This window comes from Allobosea sp. UC22_33, from assembly GCF_042700715.1.
Lineage (GTDB): Bacteria > Pseudomonadota > Alphaproteobacteria > Rhizobiales > Beijerinckiaceae > Allobosea.
On record NZ_CP170556.1, the window covers coordinates 3,185,735 to 3,208,630 of the forward strand.

Annotated in this window: 23 protein-coding genes; 11 read left to right on the plus strand and 12 right to left on the minus strand. The window is 67.0% G+C overall.

What is annotated here, in order from left to right:
* Nucleotides 1-191 precede the first annotated feature (191 nt).
* A complete protein-coding gene (locus ACFJGT_RS15410) occupies nucleotides 192-764 on the plus strand; it encodes a thioesterase family protein (RefSeq protein ID WP_377838847.1) in 573 nt (190 codons plus the stop codon).
* Nucleotides 765-1,011: 247 nt separating this feature from the next.
* Here the strand turns inward: ACFJGT_RS15410 and ACFJGT_RS15415 are convergent, their stop codons facing one another.
* Genes ACFJGT_RS15415 through ACFJGT_RS15425 form a run of 3 tightly spaced genes read right to left on the minus strand, consistent with a single transcriptional unit; the run spans nucleotide 1,012 to nucleotide 3,791 of the window.
* Nucleotides 1,012-1,809, minus strand: coding sequence for a potassium channel family protein (locus tag ACFJGT_RS15415; RefSeq protein ID WP_377838848.1), 798 nt, complete (start codon nucleotides 1,807-1,809; stop codon nucleotides 1,012-1,014).
* Nucleotides 1,810-1,827: 18 nt separating this feature from the next.
* Nucleotides 1,828-2,529 carry a class I SAM-dependent methyltransferase gene (locus tag ACFJGT_RS15420; RefSeq protein WP_377848993.1) on the minus strand — a complete coding sequence of 234 codons (702 nt, stop codon included), beginning with the start codon at nucleotides 2,527-2,529 and terminating at the stop codon, nucleotides 1,828-1,830.
* Between the two features lie 38 nt (nucleotides 2,530-2,567).
* Complete coding sequence (locus ACFJGT_RS15425; RefSeq protein ID WP_377838849.1) at nucleotides 2,568-3,791, minus strand: DUF3419 family protein; 1,224 nt, start codon at nucleotides 3,789-3,791, stop codon at nucleotides 2,568-2,570.
* A 228-nt stretch (nucleotides 3,792-4,019) separates the two neighbouring features.
* On the opposite strand from ACFJGT_RS15425, the gene msrB reads away from it, so the two are divergent.
* Nucleotides 4,020-4,448 (plus strand): peptide-methionine (R)-S-oxide reductase MsrB, encoded by a 429-nt coding sequence (msrB, locus tag ACFJGT_RS15430; protein WP_377838850.1) that lies wholly within the window; start codon nucleotides 4,020-4,022, stop codon nucleotides 4,446-4,448.
* Between the two features lie 112 nt (nucleotides 4,449-4,560).
* Here msrB and ACFJGT_RS15435 read toward each other — a convergent pair whose 3' ends face one another.
* Nucleotides 4,561-6,204, minus strand: coding sequence for an acyl-CoA dehydrogenase family protein (locus tag ACFJGT_RS15435; RefSeq protein ID WP_377838851.1), 1,644 nt, complete (start codon nucleotides 6,202-6,204; stop codon nucleotides 4,561-4,563).
* A gap of 148 nt (nucleotides 6,205-6,352) precedes the next feature.
* On the opposite strand from ACFJGT_RS15435, the gene ACFJGT_RS15440 reads away from it, so the two are divergent.
* The 5 genes from ACFJGT_RS15440 (at nucleotide 6,353) to ACFJGT_RS15460 (ending at nucleotide 10,929) form a co-directional block, all read left to right on the plus strand.
* The gene (locus tag ACFJGT_RS15440; protein WP_377838852.1) at nucleotides 6,353-7,279 is read left to right on the plus strand and encodes an alpha/beta hydrolase; all 927 of its coding nucleotides are present in this window, start codon (nucleotides 6,353-6,355) and stop codon (nucleotides 7,277-7,279) included.
* A 132-nt stretch (nucleotides 7,280-7,411) separates the two neighbouring features.
* Complete coding sequence (locus ACFJGT_RS15445) at nucleotides 7,412-9,790, plus strand: ATP-dependent helicase (protein WP_377838853.1); 2,379 nt, start codon at nucleotides 7,412-7,414, stop codon at nucleotides 9,788-9,790.
* Nucleotides 9,791-9,985: 195 nt separating this feature from the next.
* Nucleotides 9,986-10,180 (plus strand): type II toxin-antitoxin system HicA family toxin, encoded by a 195-nt coding sequence (locus ACFJGT_RS15450; protein WP_377838854.1) that lies wholly within the window; start codon nucleotides 9,986-9,988, stop codon nucleotides 10,178-10,180.
* A gap of 12 nt (nucleotides 10,181-10,192) precedes the next feature.
* A complete protein-coding gene (locus ACFJGT_RS15455; RefSeq protein ID WP_377838855.1) occupies nucleotides 10,193-10,489 on the plus strand; it encodes a type II toxin-antitoxin system HicB family antitoxin in 297 nt (98 codons plus the stop codon).
* 17 nt (nucleotides 10,490-10,506) lie between these two features.
* Nucleotides 10,507-10,929 (plus strand): GNAT family N-acetyltransferase, encoded by a 423-nt coding sequence (locus ACFJGT_RS15460; RefSeq protein ID WP_377838856.1) that lies wholly within the window; start codon nucleotides 10,507-10,509, stop codon nucleotides 10,927-10,929.
* Nucleotides 10,930-11,085: 156 nt separating this feature from the next.
* Here ACFJGT_RS15460 and ACFJGT_RS15465 read toward each other — a convergent pair whose 3' ends face one another.
* Nucleotides 11,086-11,859: a GGDEF domain-containing protein gene (locus ACFJGT_RS15465; protein ID WP_377838857.1), complete on the minus strand. Its 774-nt coding sequence runs from the start codon at nucleotides 11,857-11,859 to the stop codon at nucleotides 11,086-11,088.
* A 98-nt stretch (nucleotides 11,860-11,957) separates the two neighbouring features.
* On the opposite strand from ACFJGT_RS15465, the gene ACFJGT_RS15470 reads away from it, so the two are divergent.
* Nucleotides 11,958-12,905: a 50S ribosomal protein L11 methyltransferase gene (locus ACFJGT_RS15470; protein WP_377838858.1), complete on the plus strand. Its 948-nt coding sequence runs from the start codon at nucleotides 11,958-11,960 to the stop codon at nucleotides 12,903-12,905.
* 44 nt (nucleotides 12,906-12,949) lie between these two features.
* On the opposite strand, the gene ACFJGT_RS15475 is transcribed toward ACFJGT_RS15470, so the two are convergent.
* Together ACFJGT_RS15475 and ACFJGT_RS15480 are read right to left on the minus strand one after the other, a co-directional pair.
* Nucleotides 12,950-13,078 carry a hypothetical protein gene (locus tag ACFJGT_RS15475; RefSeq protein WP_377838859.1) on the minus strand — a complete coding sequence of 43 codons (129 nt, stop codon included), beginning with the start codon at nucleotides 13,076-13,078 and terminating at the stop codon, nucleotides 12,950-12,952.
* A gap of 57 nt (nucleotides 13,079-13,135) precedes the next feature.
* Nucleotides 13,136-13,378 carry a hypothetical protein gene (locus ACFJGT_RS15480; protein ID WP_377838860.1) on the minus strand — a complete coding sequence of 81 codons (243 nt, stop codon included), beginning with the start codon at nucleotides 13,376-13,378 and terminating at the stop codon, nucleotides 13,136-13,138.
* A gap of 297 nt (nucleotides 13,379-13,675) precedes the next feature.
* On the opposite strand from ACFJGT_RS15480, the gene ACFJGT_RS15485 reads away from it, so the two are divergent.
* A complete protein-coding gene (locus ACFJGT_RS15485; protein WP_377838861.1) occupies nucleotides 13,676-15,511 on the plus strand; it encodes an aminopeptidase P family protein in 1,836 nt (611 codons plus the stop codon).
* 231 nt (nucleotides 15,512-15,742) lie between these two features.
* Here the strand turns inward: ACFJGT_RS15485 and ACFJGT_RS15490 are convergent, their stop codons facing one another.
* The 4 genes from ACFJGT_RS15490 to ACFJGT_RS15505 form a co-directional block, all read right to left on the minus strand.
* On the minus strand, nucleotides 15,743-16,042 hold the full coding sequence (locus ACFJGT_RS15490) for an AzlD family protein (RefSeq protein WP_377838862.1): 300 nt from the start codon (nucleotides 16,040-16,042) through the stop codon (nucleotides 15,743-15,745).
* On the minus strand, nucleotides 16,039-16,752 hold the full coding sequence (locus ACFJGT_RS15495) for an AzlC family ABC transporter permease (protein WP_377838863.1): 714 nt from the start codon (nucleotides 16,750-16,752) through the stop codon (nucleotides 16,039-16,041). The genes ACFJGT_RS15490 and ACFJGT_RS15495 overlap by 4 nt, the downstream gene beginning before the upstream one ends.
* 28 nt (nucleotides 16,753-16,780) lie before the next feature.
* Nucleotides 16,781-17,611 (minus strand): AraC family ligand binding domain-containing protein, encoded by an 831-nt coding sequence (locus tag ACFJGT_RS15500; protein ID WP_377838864.1) that lies wholly within the window; start codon nucleotides 17,609-17,611, stop codon nucleotides 16,781-16,783.
* Between the two features lie 128 nt (nucleotides 17,612-17,739).
* Nucleotides 17,740-18,984 (minus strand): MFS transporter, encoded by a 1,245-nt coding sequence (locus ACFJGT_RS15505; protein ID WP_377838865.1) that lies wholly within the window; start codon nucleotides 18,982-18,984, stop codon nucleotides 17,740-17,742.
* Nucleotides 18,985-19,079: 95 nt separating this feature from the next.
* Here ACFJGT_RS15505 and ACFJGT_RS15510 point away from each other — a divergent pair, with 95 nt between their 5' ends.
* Both ACFJGT_RS15510 and ACFJGT_RS15515 read left to right on the plus strand, forming a co-directional pair.
* Complete coding sequence (locus tag ACFJGT_RS15510) at nucleotides 19,080-20,111, plus strand: AraC family transcriptional regulator (RefSeq protein WP_377838866.1); 1,032 nt, start codon at nucleotides 19,080-19,082, stop codon at nucleotides 20,109-20,111.
* A 172-nt stretch (nucleotides 20,112-20,283) separates the two neighbouring features.
* The gene (locus ACFJGT_RS15515; protein WP_377838867.1) at nucleotides 20,284-20,556 is read left to right on the plus strand and encodes a hypothetical protein; all 273 of its coding nucleotides are present in this window, start codon (nucleotides 20,284-20,286) and stop codon (nucleotides 20,554-20,556) included.
* A gap of 42 nt (nucleotides 20,557-20,598) precedes the next feature.
* Here ACFJGT_RS15515 and ligA read toward each other — a convergent pair whose 3' ends face one another.
* The gene (gene ligA, locus ACFJGT_RS15520) at nucleotides 20,599-22,764 is read right to left on the minus strand and encodes an NAD-dependent DNA ligase LigA (protein WP_377838868.1); all 2,166 of its coding nucleotides are present in this window, start codon (nucleotides 22,762-22,764) and stop codon (nucleotides 20,599-20,601) included.
* Nucleotides 22,765-22,896: the final 132 nt, after the last annotated feature.

Genomic DNA, 22,896 nt, shown 5'->3' on the forward strand with positions numbered 1-22,896 from the left:
GGTTTTGGCGGTTAGATTTCGATCGGATCGTTTTCGCAATTGGTTACGCTTCGACATGGTCCTGCCATACTGGCCGGCCCAAAATGCTGACGCCCATTGCGAGCGATGCATACTAGATCATGCGACGGTCGAATGGGCAGCGGCAATAATGCCGCCGGCCCTTGAACGAGGCGCCTGTCAGGGAGGCGAACATGAAACACGATACGCGCGCCCCGGCGCTGTTCTTCGCACCCTTCGTCTCGTCGGCGATGCGGGTCGAGCCGCAATGGATCGACTATAACGGCCATCTCAACATGGCCTATTACCATGTGCTGTTCGACCGCGCGGTCGACGAGGTCTTCTCGCTGGTCGGCCTCACCCGCGACTATGTCGAGACGCGCCACGCCTCCACCTTCGCGGCGGAGTGCCATGTCCTCTACAAGCGCGAATTGACCGAGGGCGATCTCGTCCGTGTCACCGCGCAGCTCATCGCCTTCGACGACAAGCGCCTGCATTACTATCTGGAGATGCGGCACGCCAACGAGGGCTGGCTCGCGGCGACCAGCGAGAACCTGTCGCTGCATGTCGACATGATCAATCGCAAGGTCACGCCCTTCCCGGCCGATATCCTCGCCAATATCGCCCTGATGAAGGCGGCCCATAGCATGATGCCGCTGCCGGCCACGATCGGCCGCATCATCGGCATGCCCCGGAAATCCGCCATACGGGTCGACGAGGCCGCCGAGGAGCGCGAGACCGAGACGGCGACCGAAACCCGGCACTAAAGCATGCTGACAGTTGATCGGCGGAGCTTTGCACTACGTCCCTTCTCATTCCGGGGCTTCGCGTCAGCGGAGAACCCGGAACCCACGACTGGGTGAGCGCTTTAAGCCACATGATCGCCGAGGCTCACCCAGTCGTGGGTTCCGGGTTCGGCCTGCGGCCGCCCCGGAATGACAGACATGTCGCAAAACCTCGACGAAGGGCCAGTCAACAGCGCGCCTCAGGATGAGGGCTGCGCATCTGCGCTCCTCAAGGATCGTCGTCGGGAATCTTCAGCTTGTGCCCGCAGGCCTTGCAATAGACCGCATCCGGCTCGTGGCGCTGCAAGGCGCATTCGGGACAGGGAAACAGCACCTTGTTGGGGCGAAACAACGCCTGCGCCAATCGCACGAACAGCGTGATCCCGACGATCATCACCAGGATCGAGGTCAGCTTGCCAGCGATGCCCGGCAGGGTCACGTCGCCGAAGCCGGTCGTGGTCACCGTCGCGACCGTGAAATAGAGCGCCTGGACATAGCTCTCCAACCCGCCCTCGTGCCGGAAGAAGAAGGTGTAGACGAAGCCGGTCACCACGAAGAGGAAGGTCGCGATATTGCTCAGCGCCCGGACCACGTTCTCCCATTCCCGGAAGCGGGTTTCGCGGAACTGCGCCCAGACGATGCCCTTATGCGAGAGCGACCACAGCCTGAGGATGCGCAGGAAGCCGAAATTCTCCAGCCATTGCGGCATGAGCAGCGTCAGCAGGATGAAGAGGTCGAGCAGCATGGTCGGCTGGCGCAGCAGCCTGAGCATGTTGGTCGAGGCCAGCAACCGCGCCGCGATCTCGGCGACCATGATCACCGCGACCGAATAGTCGATCCAGAGAAAGGCCGGGTTCTCCCTGAGCAACGGCGTCAGGATGAAGAAGGCGATGATCAGGAGATCGACGACCGTCGTGATCGCCTGGAAGCGCAAGGCAGCCGGCGAGCGGCCGTGATACAGCTGGCGCAGCCGGTCGCGCAGGGCTTCGAAGCGACTCTGGTCGGGCGGGGCGTCGGCGGCATCCATCGCCGACGAGCATAGGCGCTAAAGCATCGGCCCGAAAAGTGTGACGCGGTTTTCGGACGAAGCCGATGCAAGAACAAAAGACCGACGCGCAACTACGCCGCGTCCCGTCGCCACCGCATGCACCGCATAGCCGCGATAGGGCGCACTGACCCGGCAATCGGCCCCGGCCGCTTCGGCCATTGCTCGCACGACCTCGGGCAAATCCTCGCGCGGCGTGACATGGAACAGGCCGAGCCAGCGCAGCAGCATCGCCTTGAACGGCGCTGGCAGGCCCGCCTGATCGCCGAAATCGACGATATGCAGCGAGCCACCCGGGCTAAGCCGGCGGAGCGCCTCGGCCACCACACCCTGCCACGGCGGGATCATCGACAGCGCATAGGAGATCACGATCCGGTCGAAGCCGGCGCGGCCGAACAGCACTTGGGGATCAAAGCTGGTCGCATCGGCCTGCGCGAGCCTGATCCGCGGCTCCAGCCCCGCCTTTGCGATAGAACCTTGCGCCGTCAGCAGCATCGCGCTGGAGACGTCGAGCCCATGGCAGGCGCAGTCCGGATAGCGCTTGGCGATCCTGATCAGGTTGCGCCCGGTGCCGCAGCCGATCTCCAGCACGCTCCCGCCGGAAGGCGGCTGCAACCCATCGATGAGCTGGTCGCGGCCGAGCAGGTAGAACTTCCGGCTGGCGTCGTAGATATGGCGCTGGTGCCGGTAGATCCGGTCCATCAACCCGGCGGCCGAGCCGGCCGACGCCTCCGCCGCACTCACCGCGTCTGCCCCTTGAGCACATAGAGGTGGAAGCCGCCATAGATCGCCGAGCGGTCCTGCCGGCAAAGCTCGCGGCTGCGCTCTTCCTCGTAATACCATTGATCGAGGATCGCAGCGGGGATCCGGCCAGGCAGCAGACGCTCGTCGGCGGCGGTGCGGAAGATCACCCGCGCGCCCGGCCGGGCCGTCCGCGTGATCTGCGACCACAGTGCCGTCAGATCGGCATCGTTCATCCAGTCCTGCGCATCGAGCAGCACATAGGCGTCGCAGCTCTCGGCCGGCTGGTCTTCCAGGAAGGCCGTGACCGCGCTCTGGCGATAGGACACGCCGGCAGCCCGCTCCTTCACCACCGCGAAATGCCGTGGCTGGAGATAGGGCGGGAACGCCGCATCCGGCCCGTAGCCATAGCGCCGCCCGAAGGCCTGCTGGGCGAAGTAATTGTCCTTCAGGTCGAAATCGCAGGCCAGGCGCTCCAGCCGGAGCTTCAGCGCGCCGAGAATGCCGTCCTCGCCATCGGCGGCCAGCGCCTTGTACTGCGCCGGCGGAATGCCGAGCCCGTAGAGCGAGGCCGGCTGACGCACCAGCCAGCGCACCAGCCTGCGCTCGAAGACCGGCGCGAGATGCTTGTCGTAGAGCGCCCGCTGCTCTGCGAGATCGCGCGCCGCCAGCATCGCCTTGGGATTGCCGCCGAGCAATCGCGCCAGCACATGGCCGGTGCCGATGAAGCGCCCGAGCAGGCCGTAGCGATGAAACCCCTTGGCGAAGAGATTAATCCGGCGTTGCCCGTTCAGCCCCCGCCCCTCCCAGTAGCCGCGCGAGACGGCGTCGAGATGACCCGCGATCTCGCGATCGTAGAGCGCGACATTGGCGCGATCCTTCGCCCGGCCGAAGAAGCGCAGGAAATCCTCCTGCCGCTCCATTCGCGCCAGTGCCGCGAGCTTGAGCTTGCCGAGCGCGATATGGGTGGCGTTGAGATCGACCGCGCTGACCCTGATCGACGCCGCCGTCAGATAGGACAGGATGTTGCAGGAGCCGGACGCGATCGCCACGACATGGTCGCCGGCCTTGAGCTGCAGCGCCGCCATGTCGACGACCGGGTCCTCCCAGATCTGCGGATAGACCAGCCCCGAGAAGGCGCGGGCGAACAGCCATTCCAGCATGCCGGCCTTCGAGAGTGTCTTGCTGCGCCGGACGGCCTGTCCCAGGCCCGAGCTCGTCATGCGGCGGGCCGCGCGTGCCGTTTGGGTCGCCTGTTGCGTCACCGGTTTTCCTCCCTGTGCGGGTGGCCGGGCTGCTAGAGGAGTCGCGTGACGGTCCGGTGACGGCCGGCACGGCTTCGTGAAAGCGGGAGCGCCGGGTGGGGCTGAAATCCGGCGCGCAAAGCCCCATATTGGCGGCACGAAAACCGATGAGGCGCTCCCGCCAGGAAGGAGATCGCAATGGGTCTGATGAGCATGTTCGGAGCCGAGAAGAAGCAGGACGAGTCCTTCCCCTTCCAGCTCACCGACGCCGAATGGCGCGCGCGGCTGACGCCGGAGCAATATCGCATCCTGCGCGGCCACGGCACCGAGCGCGCCGGGTCCTGTGCGCTCAACTACGAGAAGCGCGCCGGCACCTTTTCCTGCGCTGGCTGCGGCCAGAAGCTGTTCAAGTCCGGCAAGAAATTCGAGAGCGGCACCGGCTGGCCGAGCTTCGACCAGCCTTTGGAAGGCTCGGTCGGCACCACCGAAGACCGCAGCTACGGCATGCTCCGCGTCGAGGTGCACTGCGCCAATTGCGGCGGCCATCTCGGCCACGTCTTCCCGGACGGCCCGCCGCCGACCGGCCTGCGCTACTGCATCAATGGCGAGGCGATGACGTTCGAGCCTGAAGCCTAGCGAAGCCACACTGTCATGGTCGGGCTTGTCCCGACCATCCACGTCTTCATCCATCGAAGGTCGCGTTCAAGACGTTGATGCTCGCCACAAGGGCGAGCATGACGACAGCGCTCTATGAAACCGCCGGCACCGCCCGCCGCGCCAGCGCCGCAGCATCGACACTCAGCGGCAAATCCCCGAATTGCCCCGACCAGCCGTCGCCCAGCCGCGTCGCGATGAAGGCATCCGCCACTGCGGCCGGCGCATGCCGCAGCAGCAACGAGCCCTGCAGCATCAACGCCAGCCTCTCCGTCAACCGGCGCGCCTGCCCCTCGTTGCGCATCATCTCCGGCAACGCACCCTCCAGCCGTTTCAGCGCCGCATCGTAGCGCCGGTCCGCGCCCGCAGCCGCCATCAGCTCTGCCCGTAGCACGTCGACCGCTCCTTCCTCGCGCGCCAGCGAACGCAGCACGTCGAGGCAGATGACATTGCCCGAGCCCTCCCAGATCGCGTTGAGCGGCGCCTCCCGATAGAGCCGCGCCATCGGGTTCTCCTCGATGAAGCCGTTGCCGCCATGGCATTCCAGCGCCTCGGTGACGACCGCAGGCGCGCGCCGCGTGATCCAGTATTTCGCGATCGGCGCCCCGACCCGCGCCAGCAGGCGCTCGCTCGCAGACTCATCCTGCCGGTCGAGCGCCGCGAACAGCCGGAAGGCGAGCCAGGCCGCGGCCTCCGCCTCGATCGCGATATCGGCCAGCACGTTCTGCATGATCGGCTGGTCGATCAGCGCCTTCTGGAAGGCGCGGCGATGCTGCGCGTGATGCGCCGCCAGCGACACCGCCATCCGCATCAGCCCGGAGGATGCCGCCGCGATATCGAGCCGCGAATTATGGTTCATCGACAGCCCGGTTCGGATGCCGCGGCCGGGCTCGCCGATCAGATGACCGATCGCGCCCCTGAACTCGACCTCGGAAGAAGCGTTCGAGCGGTTGCCGACCTTGTCCTTCAAGCGTTGGATCGCCACGCCGTTGCGGGCACCATCCGGCAGCCAGCCGGGCACGACGAAGCAGGAGATGCCCTCGCCCGTCCGCGCCAGCGTCAGGAACACGTCGGAATGCGGCACCGAGAAGAACCACTTCCGCCCATGCAGCGAGAAAGTGCCGTCACGATTGTCCTCGGCCACGGTTTGCGTCTGGCGCAGATCCGAACCGCCCTGCGTCTCCGTCATCGCCGTGCCGACGGTCGCGCCCGTCTTCAGATGCGCCGCCCCCTGCCGCGTATCGTAGCGGTTCGACGTGACGAGCGCCCCCCACTGCGCCCACAGCCCCGCATCCTGCTGCAGCACCGGCACGGCGGCATAGGTCATGCTGATCGGGCAGCAGATGCCGCTCTCGGCGCCGTACCAGAGATATTGCAAGGCAGCCCGCGCCACTTGCGCACCGGGCTCCGGCCGGTTCCAGGCCAGCGCATGCGTCTCCTGCCCGATGGCGAGCCCCATCAGCTCGTGCCAGGCCGGGTGGAAGGCGATCTCGTCGATCCGGTTGCCGAAGCGATCGAAGGCCCGGAGTTCCGGCGTGTAACGATTGGCGAGCCAGGCCAGCTCCTGCACCCGCGCCGAACCGACCGTCCGCCCCGCCTCATGCAGGCGCTCGCGCGCCCAGTCGGCGCCGAAGGCCGAGACGATATCCGGCAGCACCGGATCGGCGGCGAAGGCGTCATAACCGGCCAGCACCGGCACCTGATTGGTCACCTGATCGGCGTGCGACATCTGAGCCATGGCCTTCCCTCCGATCAGCGAACCGCTCTGCCGTTAACCACCAGACTATGCCGGCATCCGCCGATTGCGAATCCGCCCGATTGCTGCCCGAGTTCCTGCCTCACCTCGCCCCGCGCGCTGCGATCGGCGCGTGACGACGGAGATCCCCGTGCTGCAACGCCTTCCGAATGCCCTGCTGATTGCCCTCATCGCCGGCCTCAGTGTCTCCGTCGCTCCTGCGCACGCCCAGATTCAAGCCGTTCCGAAGGTTCAGCCGGGCGAAGGCCGCCCGTACCAGATCCCCGACAGCGAGGTCTGGGATGTGCCCGATCCGGTCTCGCGCCGCGGCTATCAGGTTTTCGTCGCCTTGCCGCCCTCCTATGCGAAGGAGCCGCAGCGACGTTACCCCGTGCTCTACGTCACCGACGCCGACTACGCCTTCCCGATCATCCGCCAGATCAATCGCCGCCTGAACCTCGATGGTCCCAAGGTGGAGGAGTTCATCCTGGTCGGGCTATCCTATGCCAAGGGCGAGGATGGCGCGGTCAGCCGCCGGCGCGACTACACCCCCACGCCGAACGGGCCGAGCTCGGCGCCGGCCGGCGCGGTTCACGGCGAGGGACCGGCCTACCAGACCTACCTGCGCGATCAGGTGAAGCCGTTCATCACCGCCCGCTATCGGACCGATCCCGCCAGAGCGCTCTTTCTCGGCCACTCCTACGGCTCCCTGCTGGGCGCGCAGATCCTGTTCACCGAGCCCAACCTATTCAGCGGCTATATCCTCGGCAGCCCTTCGCTCTGGTACGACAAGCGCCACACTCTGGAACTGGAGACACGCTACGCCGCCCGGAACAGCGACCTGAAAGCCAAGATCTATCTCTATGTCGGCGCCCATGAGGCACTGCGCAAAGGCGACCGGCGCTACAGCCAGACGGTCGACATGGTCGCCGACAACCGGGCGCTGGAGACGGCATTGCGCGGCCGGAAATACCCGAGCTTGAATCTGAAGTCGGTCGTCCTCGACGATGAGGATCACCTCACCGTCGCGCCGCGCGGCTTCACGCAGGGCCTGAAATACCTGCTGCCGGCGCGCTGACCCGGCAAGCGGGAGGATGCTGCCACCTCCCTGTGGAACGGGCTGTAAAATGATCGCTCCGGCAGGGCGCAATCCTGACAGCGACGCCCTATATTCGCCGGAGAACGAATCACGCACGAGCAGCGCACACCCTTGTCCGACGCAGACCCCTTTTCCGCTCCTCCGCCCCGCCCCGGCGGGCTCGCCGCGCGCGCTGCCGCGCAGCCGGCGGCCGGCTATCTCGCGGGTCTCAACCCGGAGCAGCGCCAGGCGGTCGAGGCGACGGACGGCCCAGTCCTGGTGCTGGCCGGAGCCGGCACCGGCAAGACCCGCGTGCTCACCACCCGCATCGGCCATCTGATCTCGACCAGCCGCGCCTACCCTTCCCAGATCCTCGCCGTCACCTTCACCAACAAGGCGGCGCGCGAGATGAAGGAGCGCGTCGCTCATCTCGTCGGCCCGGTCGCCGAGGGCATGCCATGGCTCGGCACCTTCCACTCGATCTCGGCCAAGCTCCTGCGCCGCCACGCCGAATTGCTCGACCTGCGCAGCGATTTCACCATCCTCGACACCGACGACCAGATCCGCCTGATGAAGCAGGTTATCCAGGCCGAGGGCATCGACGAGAAGCGCTGGCCCGGCCGGATGCTGGCGGGCTTCATCGATAGCTGGAAGAACCGCGGCCTCTCCCCCAAGGACGTTCCCGCCGGCGAGGCCGCCGTCTTCGCCAACGGCAAGGGCGGCAAGCTCTATGCCGCCTATCAGGAGCGGCTCAAGGCTCTGAACGCCGTCGATTTCGGCGATCTGCTGCTGCATTGCCTGACGCTGTTCCGCGACTATCCGGACGTGCTCCAGACCTATCACGACCGCTTCCGCTACATCCTGGTCGACGAGTACCAGGACACCAACACGGCGCAGTATCTCTGGCTGAGGCTTCTCGCCCAGGGCCGTCGCAACATCTGCTGCGTCGGCGACGACGACCAGTCGATCTATGGCTGGCGCGGCGCCGAGGTCGACAACATCCTGCGCTTCGAGCACGATTTTCCCGGCGCAACCGTAATCCGGCTGGAGCGCAACTACCGCTCGACCGGCCATATCCTCGCCACCGCCTCCAAGCTGATCGCCCGCAACGAGGGGCGCCTCGGCAAGACCTTGCGCACCGAGGACGCACTCGGCGAGAAGGTCACCATCACCGGCGCCTGGGACAGCCAGGAAGAGGCCCGCCTGATCTCCGACGAGATCGAGGCGATGCAATCGAAGAAGCACAACCTCGCCGAGGTCGCGGTGCTCGTGCGCATCTCCGCCCAGATGCGCGAGATCGAGGAGCGCTTCGTCCAGGCCGGCGTGCCCTATCGCGTCATCGGCGGCCCGCGCTTCTATGAACGCGCCGAAATCCGCGACGCGCTGGCCTATCTGCGCTGCGTGGTGTCGCCGACCGACGATCTCGCCTTCGAGCGCATCGTCAACGTGCCCAAGCGCGGCCTCGGCGACGCGACCGTCCAGCTCCTGCACAACCATGCCCGCGCCACCGGCTTCTCGCTGATGCAGTCGGCCCGTGCCGCCGTCGAGAGCGACGAATTGAAGCCCAAGGCGCGCACGGCGCTCCGCGAGCTGGTCGATGCCTTCGGCCGCTGGTCCGCCCGCGCCGAGCACATGCCGCAGGGCGAGCTCGCCGAGCTGGTGCTGGAAGAGTCCGGCTATACCGAGATGTGGAAGAAGGACCGCTCGGCCGATGCCGCAGGGCGCCTTGAAAACCTCAAGGAACTCGTCCGCTCGCTGGATGAGTTCCCCGACCTGCCGGCCTTCCTCGAACACGTCTCGCTGGTCATGGATGTCGGCGACGGCGAGGCCGAAGCGCGCGTCTCGATCATGACGTTGCATGCCGCCAAGGGGCTGGAATTCGACACGGTCTTCCTGCCCGGCTGGGAGGAAGGGCTGTTCCCGAACCAGCGCGCGCTCGACGAGAGTGGCCGCGCCGGACTGGAGGAGGAGCGCCGCCTCGCCCATGTCGGCCTCACCCGCGCCCGCAAGAAGCTGAAGCTCTATTTCGCCTCGAACCGGCGCATCCACGGCCTCTGGCAGACCAGCCTGCCCTCCCGCTTCATCGACGAATTGCCGGAGGAGCATGTCGAGGTCGAGCAGGCCTCGACCAGCTATTCGCAGGGCGGCTACGGCGCTTCGCGCTTCGACCGGATGGAGAGCTTCGGCTCCAGCTACAACACGCCGGGCTGGCAGCGCGCGCAGGAGAACCGCGCGAAGAACAGCGGCGGCAGTGGCTTCTCGGAAAGCGGCCGCGGCTTCGGCCAGGGCAATTTCGGCGGCGCCTCGCGCCAGCGCGGCCCGCTCTTGATCGAGGGCGAGCTGACGGCCAAATCCTCAGGCGAATCCGCCTATGGCGAGGGCGCCCGCGTCTTCCACGTCAAGTTCGGCCCCGGATCGGTTGCCAGCGTCGACGGCAACAAGCTCACCGTCGATTTCGACAAGGCCGGCCGGAAGATGGTGCTGGATAGCTTTGTGCAGAAGGCAGGGTAAGTCAGCTAGCTCAGATATGAGTATGAATCGCGATCGATGTGAAAGTTCACATCAAATATGACGATGCACAGCTCAGATATGAGATAATTCAGCCTCCCATACGATAACTTGCATCATTTCTGATGAAAACTATCATATGGAAATCAAAAGCAAGCTTTGGCATGATTTCGGCGCACGGAATGGGCGAACGCAACCATGCTCACCAACAGCACCGACATCATTCGCCGCCTGAAACGCGACGGCTTCGTTTTGAAGAGCACGCGCGGCTCGCATCAGAAGTTCGTGCACGAAGCGACGAAACGCATGGTGATCGTGCCCCATCCCAAGCGGGACATTCCAATCGGCACCGTCCATGCGATATATAGGGATGCCGGCTGGGATCGAGATTGAACGGACGTCGCCATGCGACACTACATTGCAGTCGTCCATAAGGACGAAACATCCTGCTACGGCGTGTTCTTTCCGGATGTGAAAGGCGTGTTCACGGCTGGCGATACGCTGGAAGAAGCTTTTGCCCAGGCGCAAGAGGTTCTCGCCTTCGCAGCGGAAAACTGGTTTGAGGACACCGCGTCCGATTTTCCCGAACCGCGCTCAATCGACGAGTTGCGCACCGACCCGGACTTTGTCGAATCGTCCAGGGACGCCATCCTGATGGCCATACCGTTTGGCCAGAGCCCGGCCCGTATTGCCGCCGAATGAATAGCCTTCAGCCAACCATGCCTCCCGAGATCACCCTCACCGACGCCGAAGACGACGCCTTTCGCAAGCTCCTCGGCGAAGGCCTGAAAGACTATAACGACGCGGCGATTGGCCGGCATGATCGCCAGGAACTGCAGATCCGCATCAGCGATCCGGAAACGGGCAAGCCGATCGGCGGGCTGGCCGGGCGCACCTCGCTCGGCCTGCTCTTCATCGACACCGTCTATCTGCCGAAGAGCCTGCGCGGCACCGGCATCGGCAGCCGCATCCTTGCAATGGCCGAGGAGGAAGGGCGCCGGCGCGGTTGCAGCAAGGCCGTGCTCTTCACCATCAGCTTTCAGGCGCCCGAGTTCTACAAGAAGCTCGGCTGGCAGGTCTTCGGCGAGATCGCCCCGAAGCCACCCGGCGCGACCCGGGTCTACCTGACCAAGGACCTCTGAGCGTTCAGGCGCCGCCTTCCCGCTCCCGAAACGCTTTCCGCGCTGCCGAAACCTCGGCGTAGTACGTCTCGGCCCAGGTCCAGACGCCGCAGAAGGCGGCGCTGAGCTCGCGCCCCAGCTCCGGCAGGCTCGCAGCACGCCTGACGCGAGCGCCGCTCAGGCCACCGCGGCGATGTTCAGCGCGCAGACCGCCCGGTTCCGGCCCTGCAGCTTCGCCCGATAGAGCTGCGCATCGGCCTCGGCGATCAATCGTTCGATCGTGGCGCCGCCAGTCCAGCCAGCGGCACCGATGCTCACGGTCAGGCTGACCGGCTCGCCGGCGGGTGACACGATCCTGAGGCGCCGAACCGCATCGAGAACCTGTTTCGCGACGGCTTGTGCTTCGGTCAGGGCGGTTTGCGGGAGATAGACCGCGAACTCCTCGCCGCCGAGCCGCCCGCAGAGGCCGCCCTCGCCCACTGCGCCCGCAATCGCCTGCGCCAGTCTCCGCAAGGCATCGTCGCCGACAGGGTGGCCGAAGCGGTCGTTGACCTGCTTGAAATGATCGGCGTCGATGAAAAGCAGCGTCCCCTCGCCACCCGGCGTCATCGCCTGCTCCAGATCGGCCAGAAAGCTCTCGCGGTTCAGGAGCCCTGTCAGGCCGTCGCGGCGGGCCCTTTCCAGCAAGGCTTCATGCGCCGCCGACAATGCGCCGTGCAGTCGCGCGATCTCGCCATGCGCATCCTTCAGGCGCTGCGCCTGCCGGAATTGCCAGGCGCTGGCCGGCCAGGCGATGAGCAGCGGGCAGAGAATGCACATCAGCCAGGCGGTACCGTCCACGACCCCGCCGAGCATCGGCACGACGGTCACCGCCAGGCCGAGCGAAGCCGCGATCGACAGCAGCGTCGCCAGGCTTGCCTTCAGGATGATCGCGCGCGTCGAGGCCGTCATGGCCTGCCGGTAGCAGGGAATGCTGAACGCGGGGTTTAGCCGCGCCGGTCCGGGCCATTTCCGATGACAGCGGCGGGTGCGCCTGCTAAGTCCGCGCCATGCGCGAAGGCCTCCTGCCAGCGACGGTCGCGACCGTCCTCGAACTCTCCACCTCGGGCGAACAGGCCCGGACCCTGACCGAATTGCTCGGCGAGATCTTCGACCCGACCGAGACGGCGATTTCTGCCTTCGAGGTCGCGGACGGGATCACCACGCTCTCGATGAACATCCCGTGGAAGGTCGAGATCTATTTCGCCAACGCGCCCGACGAGGACGCGGTGCGCGACCTGCTGCGCCCGATCGTCGGCGAGCTCGTGGACAACACGCCCTTCACCACCGTCAACACCAAGGACTGGGTCGCCAACAGCCTGGATGGGCTGAAGCCCGTCCGCGCCGGCCGGGTCCTCGTCCATGGCGCGCATGACCGGCACGTCGTCCGCACCAACGATGTCGCCATCGAGATCGAAGCCGCGCTCGCCTTCGGCACCGGCCACCACGGCACCACCGCGGGCTGCCTGCTCGCGCTCGACGCCGAACTGAAGAAGCGCCGGCCCCGCCATGGCATCGATATCGGCACCGGCACCGGCATTCTCGGGCTGGCGCTGGCCAAGCAGATCAAGCGCAAAGTCGTCGCGGGCGATATCGATGCGGTCGCGGTCGAGGTCTCCGCCCATAACGCCCGGCTGAACCATGCGCCGAACGCGCTCGATCTCTACGTCGCGCCGGGCCTGCGCCATGCCAAGGCCTGGCGCCCCGGCCATTTCGATTTCGTCTTCGCCAATATCCTGGCCGGCCCGCTGAAGCGGCTCGCCCCGTCGATCGCGCGCGTACTCTCGTCGAACGGCACGCTGATCCTGTCGGGCCTGCTGGCGATGGATGTCGCCGGCGTCGTCTCGGCCTATCGGCACCAAGGCGTCTATCTCGCCAGCCACTCGCTGCGCGAAGGCTGGGCGACGCTGGTCATGAAAAAAGGCGGCGCAGCCCAGAGGCCGCGCCGCCTTGCCTGACCTCCGGCACTTCCGGGGAAGCGCGAGGTCGTTACTCGGTCGGCTCAGAAGCCGATATAGCCGTACTTCTTCTCGGCATCGGCCTGCAGGCTGCGGGCATCGTGCCAGACGGCGGCGGTGAACTTCGCAGCGTCGGCGATCTGTTCGAAGATGTGCTTGATGATGGCGATCATGATGAAGGTCCTTGAAGGGTTGTCAGCTGCGCGGCGCAGGGCCGCGGCGGCGTGAATTCAGCGGTTGAAAGGCAGGGATACGTCGCTCGACAGCGTCGCGGACGGGAAGCCGCCCAGCACGATCTCGGCCTCGTTGACGAGGAGGTTGCGGGCGCGCAACTGGCGGTCTGCGGAACGCGTGCGGCTCGCGATGAGCGCGGCATAGAAGCGCTGCATCAGGCCGGGTTGGCTGGCGCGGGTTTCACCACGGGTCCGAACCGGTACGGGCAGCACGTCGGCATTGTTCAACACGTAGGTCATGGGTCCATCTCCGAAAAACGAAGGACAGTCCCGGTCGCTTCCTCGTTCTCTTATGCGACTAAGGTGGGGTCATTTCGCACTTGCGAGAAGATATCTTCGCATATGCAAGATATGCAGAAAACGCATGCGATCGGTCCATATCCGTTAATGTTTGCGTCGATTGCATAACCAATCGGCACAATGCGATCCCGGCAGGCAGCGCCGTCCCACGGAACGGGCAGTGCTCCGCCGGCGCATTTGCGCTGGCGCTTTCGCGGACGCGAGGCGACGATGGCCCGACCTAAGCCGGACCCCGCCATGACCGATTCGACTCTGCCGACCTGCCGTTTCCAGTCCTTTTCCGAACCGAGCGACCCGAAGCTCGTCGCCGGCCGCGTCGCCGCCCTGCGCAAGGCGCTTGCCGCGCAAGGGCTCGACGGCTTCGTCGTCCCGCGCGCCGACGAGCACCAGGGCGAATACGTCCCCGCCCATATGGCCCGCCTGGCATGGCTGACCGGCTTTACCGGCTCGGCCGGCAATGCCGTGGTGCTCGCAGACAAGGCGGCGCTGATCGTCGATGGCCGCTACACCATCCAGTCGGCCGAGCAGACCGACACCAAGGTCGTCACGCCGGTGCGCATGGAGGAGACGCCGCTGGAGCGCTGGGTCGAGCAGAACCTGCCTACTGGGGGCAAGCTCGGCTACGATCCCTGGCTGCATACGGTCGACGGCCTCGCCCGCCTCGAAAAGGCGGCCGCCGCAGCCGGCGGCAGCCTCGTCGCCGTCAAGGCCAACCCGATCGACGCGCTCTGGAGCGACCGCCCGGCACCGCCGACGGCGCCGGTCAAGGCGCATCCGGCCGCCTTCGCCGGCGAGGACAGCGTCTCCAAGCTCGCCCGCATCCAGAAGGCGCTGACAGAGGCCAAGGTCGACGCGCTCGTCGTCTCCGACCCGCATGCGCTGGCCTGGGTCTTCAACATCCGCGGCGGCGATGTCGAGCACACACCGCTGCCGCTCGGCTATTCCATCGTCCCGCGCGAGGGCCGTCCGACCGTCTTCCTCGCGCCCGAGAAGATCACCAACGAAGCGGGCGATGCGATCGGCGCCGTCGGCGAGATCGCTCCGCCTGCAGAGCTCGACAAGCAGATCGCAAAGCTCGGCGCTGCCAAGGCCAAGGTCCGGCTCGATGCCACGACCGCAGCCTCCGCGCTCGCGACCCTGATCCGCGAGGCCGGCGGCACGCCCGATGCAGGCACCGACCCGATCGCGCTGATGAAGGCGCGCAAGAACGAAGCCGAGCTTGATGGCGCCCGCAGCGCCCATCTGCGGGACGGCGCCGTCATGGTGCGCTATCTGTCCTGGCTTGCGCGCGAGGCGCCGAAGGGCGGCCTGACCGAGATCGATGCGGTCGCCGCGCTTGAGGCCGAGCGTTTGAAGACCGGCCTGCTCAAGGACGTCTCCTTCACCACCATCGCCGGCGCCGGCCCCAATGCGGCCCTGCCGCACTACCGCGTCAGCGATGCCTCGAACCGCAAGCTGGAGCCCGGCATCTTCCTGGTCGATTCAGGCGGCCAGTACGAGGACGGCACCACCGACATCACGCGCACCATGGTGATCGGCACGCCGACGGCCGAGATGCGCGACCGCTATACCCGCGTCCTCAAGGGGCATGTCGCGATCTCGCGGCTGGTCTTCGTCAAGGGCACCTCGGGCGCGCAGCTCGATGCCTTTGCGCGGCTGCCGCTCTGGCAGGGCGGCTTCGACTTCGACCACGGCACCGGCCATGGCGTCGGCAGCTATCTCTCGGTGCATGAGGGGCCGCAGCGGCTCTCGAAGCTCGGCACCACGCCGCTGGAGCCGGGCATGATCCTCTCCAACGAGCCCGGCTATTACAAGCAGGGCGAGTACGGCATCCGCATCGAGAACCTGATCGTCGTCGAGGAGCGGAATATCCCCGGCGCCGAGCGGACGATCTACGGCTTCGAGACGATCACCTGGTGCCCCTATGAGCGCGCCCTGATCGAGAAGGACATGCTCGATGCCGGCGAAATCGCCTGGATCGATGCCTATCACGCCAAGGTCTGGGAGAAGCTGTCGCCGCAGGTCGAAGGCGAGGCAAAGGCCTGGCTGGAGCAGGCCTGCCGGGCTTTGTGAAGCGTCTCTACCGCGAGAAAACTTGCCGCATCGCGGTTGGAACCACCGTTGTCATTCCGGGGCTTCGCGCAGCGAAGAACCCGGAACCCACGACCGGGCGAGCCGTTGGCCACGTGACGCAAGATGTCTCACCCGGTCGTGGGTTCCGGGTTCGCGCCTAAAGGCGCGCCCCGGAATGACAGGAGTGGTCACGAGATGCTCAGGACTCAAGCCCGAGCATGACGCAACGGCTCACATCACCATCCTGAATCCGACCACCGCGACAACCCCGACCGCAACCACACCCAGCAGCGGCAGCCGCGTCGCGGCGAGCGCCGTCACCGCCGCGGCGGCCGTCTCCGCCCAGCCGGTCGCGAGCGCGCTCGGCGCGATCACCGCGATCAGTACGGCCGGCGGGATCGCGTCGAAGGCGGCCTGCGCCCGCGGCGAAAGGCTGAGCCGCCCGGCGAGAGCCAGCCCGGCGACGCGCGTGACATAGGTCACGATCGCCATGCCCAGGAAGGCGAGGAGATTGATCGGGTCGACGCTCACGCCTTGACCTCCTCTGTAACCGTCCCCGCTTCGCCACCGGCAGCGAGCCAGGCGGCCAGAAGCCCGCACAGCGCCCCCGCCGCGACATGCCAGGGTGGCCCGACCAGCCGATAGGTCACGGCCGAGGCGATGCCGGCGGCCGCGACGGTCCAGAACGTCACGCGCCCCTTCCAGAAGGCGGCGACGAGCGCGATGAACAGCGCCGTGAAGGCGAAATCGGCGCCGAGCCGCTTGGGATCGCCGAGCACCGCCCCGATCATCGCGCCGAGCGTCGAGTTGATCAGCCAACCGGCGACGAAGGGGATCACCATCGCGAACCAATAGGCCGGCGTCAGGCGATGGGTGCGGGCGCGCTTCTCGGCCAGCGCCCAGTTCTCGTCGGCCATGTAATAGAGGCTGAGGAACTTCTGCCAGCGGCTGAAGCCCTGGAGCTTCGGCGCCAGCGACGCGCCCATCAGTACATGGCGCGCATTGATCAGCAGCGTCGAGAACACCAGCGCCGCGACCGGTGCCGGGCTCGCCCAGAGCTCGATCGCCGCGAATTGCGCCCCGCCGGCAAAGACCGTGATGCTCATCAGGAAGACTTCGAGCGGCGAGAGCCCCTTGCTGGCCGCGACAGCGCCGAAGAGCAGCCCGATCGGCGCCGCGGCCACCGCAGCCGGCCAGATATCGTTCAGGCCGCGCCTGATGTCGTCACGCATCGTGGACATGGATTCGTTCTCTTGAAGCTGCTTGAGTTCAGCCCGCATGCGCCGCGCGGAAGGCGCCGGGCGTCACGCCGAAGCGCGCCTTGAAGGCCCGCGTCAGATGCGGCTGGTCGCAGAATCCGGTCGCGGCGGCGACATCGCCCGGCATGTCGCCGCGCCGTAGCCGCTCGCGCGCCCGCCGGACCCGGACATCGACCAGATAGGCGTGGGGCGTCAGGCCGGTCTCCTGCCGAAACGCCCGGATCAGATGATGGCGCGGCAAGCCGGTCAGCCGCGCGAGATCGGCGAGCGACAGATCCTCATCGTAGCGCGCCTCGAACAGTTCCCGCGCCTTGGCCACCGGGCCGCCCTCCCCGCCCACAGGACGGACGGCAAAGTCGGCATGGCGGGCCAGGCAGCGCGCATAGAAGCGCAGCAGCATCTCCTCGCCCGCGAGCAGGTCCGCGCCATCCTCGATGGCGCGATGGGCCTCGGCGAAGAGCGCCGCTCCCTCGGAGTCCTCGACCAGCGGCTCGCGAAAGAACGGCGTCCCGATCATCTCCCGGCCGCTGAGCGAAGCTGCAACCTCGCGGATCAGCCCGATCTCGGGATAGGTCATGCGGTAGCTGTAGCCCGGCCCGTAAGGCTCGCCGTCATGGGTCTCGAGCGGGTTGACGAAGGTGATCTGGTTCGGGCGGGCGTAATGTCGCTCGCCGCGCACCCGAAACGTCTCGCAGCCCGCCACGATCGTGCCGATCACATAGCTTTCATGCCGGTGCGGCGCGTAGGCGTGGCGGCGGAAGGTCGCGGCGAGGCAATCCAGCCCTTCGAAGCGCGCGGCCGGGAACAGCTTCGCCCGCTCGCCGGCGACGAGCGGTTCCAAGCCTAACGTCTCGCCTTGGGTGACTGCTTCCATGGGGCGAGCATAAACCCTCCCGCCGCATTGCTGTCTTGAAGAAAAGTGATCGGGCGCATCACGCGCCCGATCGGTTTTGCGGTCCTGGTGGAACCTCAGAGGGCGTGTGCAGCCGCGCCTGCACCGACCCGCTCGGGGCTCTTCGATCCCAGCAGCAGCACGCCCGCCCCACCGACCAGCGTCGCAACCGTGGCGTAGGCGATGACGCCGAGCGTCCCGAAGCCATCGACCAGCAGGCCGCCGAAGACGGCGCCGCTCGCGATCGCGATCTGGAAGGCGGCGACGATCAGCCCGCCGGCCGATTCGGCCTCGTCCTCCGGCGCGACGCGCACCAGCCAGGTCTGGAAGCCGACCGGCAAGGCACCGAAGGCGAAGCCCCAGAGCCCGACCGCAATGGCCGAAGCGAGCGGCGACGCGCCGAGGAAAAGCAAACTCACGCCCACCAGCGCGATCAGGAAGGCACCGAAGATCACCGAGGCCTTGGCACTGCGCGCCGTGATCGCCCCGCCTGCGAAATTGCCGAAGAAGCCGCCGACGCCATAAGCCAGCAGGACGAGCGAGATCGCCTCGACCGAGAGCTTCGGGATCTGCTCCAGGAACGGGCGGACATAGGTGAACCCCGCGAAATGCCCGGAGATCACCACGACGATGGCGCCAAGAACGAGCGCGATGCTGGGCTGCCCGAGCAGGCGGAACAACGTGCGGATATCGGGCGAGCCCCGCGCCGGCAGCCGCGGCAGCACCGCGATCTGGATGATAAGCGTCGCAACGCCGACCAGCGCTGCGAGCCAGAACACGAAGCGCCAGCCCATCACGTTGCCGAGATAGGCGCCGATCGGCGCGGCGCTGACGGTGGCAAGGGAGACGCCGGCGAAGATCAGCGACATCGCCTTGGGCAAGGCGCTGGGCGGCACGAGCCGCATCGCAGTCGCCGCGACCATCGACCAGAAGGCGCCGAGCCCGATGCCGAGCAACACGCGGGCGAAGAGCAGCGTCGTCAGGTTGGTGGCGATCGCCGCGATGATGCTGGAGACGATCAGCAGGCCGGTCAGCGACCAGATCACGATGCGCCGGTCGATGCCGCGCGTCACGATCGCGGCGGCGAGGCCGGCGATGGCGCCGACGACCGCAGTCGCGGTCACGGCCTGCCCGGCGGCGCCGACGGAGACGCCGATATCGGCCGCCATCGGGGTCAAAAGACTCGCCGGCAGGAACTCGGCGGTGACGAGGCCGAAGACGCCGAAGGTCAGGGATATGACGGCAGCCCAGGCCGGCTTGTCGCGGGCCTCCTCGGCTGTGTCGTCGAACTCGATTGTGGTGGCAGTCAGGGAATCTGACATGGGGATCTCCATGAGGTTGCCGGAAGATGGGCGTGGCCCCATGGAGTTTCCATGCTATATCATCCGCATCTCATGACTGTTCGTCCAGGATTGCCATGATCGCTTCTGCCGACCACCTGACCGAGATGCTGCGGGGCCTGAGGCTCGACGGCGTCGATTACAGCCGCTGCCAGCTGGCCGCGCCCTGGGGCGTCGTCTACCCGCCCACCCATCAGGCCTATTTCCATTTCATCTCGCGCGGCGGCTGCTGGCTGAAGACGCCGGCCGGCGAATGGCTGGAGTTGGCCGATGGCGACGCCGTGCTGCTGCCGCGCGGCGGCGGCCATGTCCTGGCAAGCGCGCCCGAGGTCATCGCCTCCCCGCCATGCGACTGCCGGGTGCTGGAAGCCTATGGCAATGTCTTCGACGTCGAGGGCGGCGGTTCGGGCGCGCATATGCTGCTCTTCACCGGCCGCATGACCTTCAATGTCGATCTCGACCACCCGCTGCTGCGGTTGATGCCGGACCTAATGCGGATGAGCGATTTCATCGCCGACGAGCCCGGTCTCCCGCATCTGCTGGAAGCGATGGGCCGCGAGGTCATGATGGACCGGGTCGGCGCCGGCGGCATCCTCGCCCGCCTCGCCGATGTGCTGGCGGCTGCGATCATCCGGGCCTGGGTCGAGCGCGGCTGCGGCGCCGCCAAGGGCTGGGTCGCGGCGGCGCGCTGCCCGACGATCGGCAAGGTGCTGGCGGCGATCCATGCCCATCCCGAGACCGACTGGACGGTCGAAAGCCTCGCCGAACTGATGGGCGCCTCGCGCTCCGGCTTCGCCGAGCGCTTCGCCGAGGTCGTCGGCGAGACGCCGGCCCGCTATGTCGCACAGGTGCGAATGCACCAGGCGCGGCAATGGCTGGCGCGCGACAAGCTGCGGATCGCGGTGGTGGCCCAGCGTTTGGGCTACGAATCGGAAGCCTCCTTCAGCCGCGCCTTCAAGCGCATCACCGGGCTGGCGCCGAGCCAGGTCCGGGCTGCCGGCGAAGCGGCGCCTGCCGCGATGTTCGCTTCGGCTACCACCGCCGGAAACAGCTTTACCCACTCGTCGGCGACCGGCGCCCTTCCCGGGCCATCGTCTCGCGCAGCGTGACGCCTTCCATGGTGCGGGCTTGAACCCTCTCGCGCCGCAGCGGTCTTGAAGAAAAGCGGAGGTCCCGATCCCCGCGCCGGAACAACCGGGCTGGTCGCGCCGTTCCTGAAGCGTGGCCGCCTGACTCGACCTTCGGAGGACGACAGGCATGGCCCTTTCGAGGAACTTCCCGATGACGCGCCCGATCACCCTGCTCTTCACTGCCGCCCTCTTGATCCTGCCCGTCGCGGCCAGCGCCCAGGGCGTTCCACGCGGCGCGGCCCAAGGTGCGCGCGTCGGCAATGAAGCCGCCGGTCCTCTCGGCGGTGCGGTCGGTGGTGTCGTCGGCGGCGTCGCGGGCGGCGTGGCAGGCGGCGTCAAGGGCGTGCTCGGCGTGCCCCAGCGGACGGCGGTCCGGAGCGGCCATCGCGCGCGCCACCACCACCATCGCAATCGTCATCGCTGATCCCGGCAAATCCGGATAACGACCCGCCGGCCATACCGGCGGTCAGCCTCCGACCAGATCGAACCAGCCGGCCTCGTCGATCACCTCGACGCCATGCTTGGCGGCGTCCTTGAGCTTGGAGCCCGCCCCCGGCCCGGCGACAAGCAGGTCGGTTTTCGAGGAGACCGAGCCTGCGACCTTGGCGCCGAGACGCTCGGCCATCGCCTTGGCCTCGTCGCGGGTCATCCGCTCGAGCGCGCCGGTAAAGACCACGATCTTGCCGGCGACGGGGCTGGCCGAGGCGACAGCCTCCAAAGGCTGCGGCGAAACCTGCGCCAGCAGGCGGTCGAGCAGTTCCTCGTTATGCGGCTCGCCGAAGAATTCGATGAGCGCCTCGACCACCGTCGGTCCGACGCTGTCGATGGCGTCGAGTTCCTGCCGCTCCGGCGAGGCTTCGTCGGCGGCAGCGATGCCGGCGGCCCTCAATGCCTCGAACGACCCGTAATGCCGCGCCAGCAGCCGCGCCGTCGTTTCGCCGATATGGCGGATACCGAGCCCGAAGATGAAGCGGTTGAGCGGCGGCGTGCGCCGGTCCTCGATCGCATCGAACAGCTTCTTGGCGCTGACGGCGCCGAAACCTTCCTTGTCCTTGAGCTTCTTCAGGTTCGCTGCGTCCCGCGTCGCCAGCGTGAAGATGTCGGCCGGCTCCCTGACCGGCAGCTCGGGATCGCCATGGAAGAACTCGATCTGCTTGTCGCCGAGCCCGTCGATATCCAGCGCGTCGCGCGAGACGAAATGCTTGAGCCGCTCGACCGCCTGCGCCGGGCAGATCAGGCCGCCGGTGCAACGGCGAATGGCATCCTCCTTCCCGGTCCGCGGGTTGAGCTCGCGCGTCGCGTGGCTGCCGCAGGCCGGGCAGAGCGTGGGGAATTCATAGGGCTTGGAACACGCTGGGCGCTTGGCGAGATCGACGGCCTCGACGCGCGGGATGACATCGCCCGCGCGCTTCACCGTCACCGTGTCGCCGATGCGGATATCGGTGCCGTCGCGGATCGGCAGCCCTTTGGAATCGAAGCCGCGGATATAATCCTCGTTATGCAGCGTCGCGTTGGTGACGACGACGCCGCCGACCGTCACCGGCTTCAGGCGCGCCACCGGCGAAAGCGCGCCGGTGCGCCCAACCTGGATGTCGATCGCTTCAAGGACGGTGGTCGCCAGCTCGGCCGGGAATTTATGCGCGATCGCCCAGCGCGGCGCCCGCGAGACGAAGCCGAGCCTGGCCTGCAAGGCGAGATCGTCGACCTTGTAGACCACGCCGTCGATATCGTAGCCGAGCGTCGCGCGCTGGCTCTCGATCAACCGGTATTGCGCGATCAGCTCCGCAACGCTCTCGCAGCGCTTCATCAGCGGGTTGGTGCGAAAGCCCCAGCGCCGGAACGCTTCGACCACGCCAAACTGCGTCGGAGCGGGCAGCACCGGCATCTCGCCCCAGGCATAGGCGAAGAAGCGCAAGGGTCGCGCGGCGGTGACGCTGACGTCGAGCTGGCGCAGCGAACCGGCCGCGGCATTGCGCGGATTGGCGAATTCCGGCAGCCCCTTCTCGCGCTGGCGCTCGTTGATCCCGGCGAAATCGGCGTGTCCCAGATAGACCTCGCCGCGCACCTCGGCGATCTCGGGTACATCCGGCCCGGCGAGCGTCTTGGGGATCTCGGAGATCGTGCGGGCGTTGAGCGTGACGTCCTCGCCCTCTTCGCCGTCGCCACGCGTCGCGGCCGCGACCAGCTCGCCCTTCTCATAGCGCAAGGAGAGCGAGAGCCCGTCGATCTTCGGCTCGGCCGTGAAGGCGATGCCGTCCTCCTCCTTGCGGCCGAGGAAGCGGTAGACCCGCCCCACGAATTCCGCGACGGCCTCGTCGGAGAAAGCGTTGTCGAGCGAGAGCATCGGCACGCGATGCCGGATCTTGGCGAATTTGCCGGAGGGCTTGGCGCCGACCTTGGCGCTGACGTCGCTCTCCTGCTTCAGCGCCGGAAAGGCCTCTTCCAGCGCGACGAGCCGGCGACGCTTCGCGTCATAGGCCGCGTCGTCCATGATGGGCTGGTCGTCCTGGAAATAGGCGTCGTTGGCGGCCTGCACCTCGGCCGCGAGCAGCTTGTGCTCGGCCTTCGCCTTGCGCGGCGTCAGCGCGGCGATGGGCGTTTCGGAGGGGGCGGAATCTTCGGCGTCGCTCATGCCACAGCATTAGGCGAGATGATCGCGACGAGAAAGGGCAGCAGCCTTTGCGACGAATGCAAGGCTACGCCGCTCCGAAAGCCTGCGACAAACCAGACATTCACGCGTATAATTCCCGAGCTGGGAATTGGA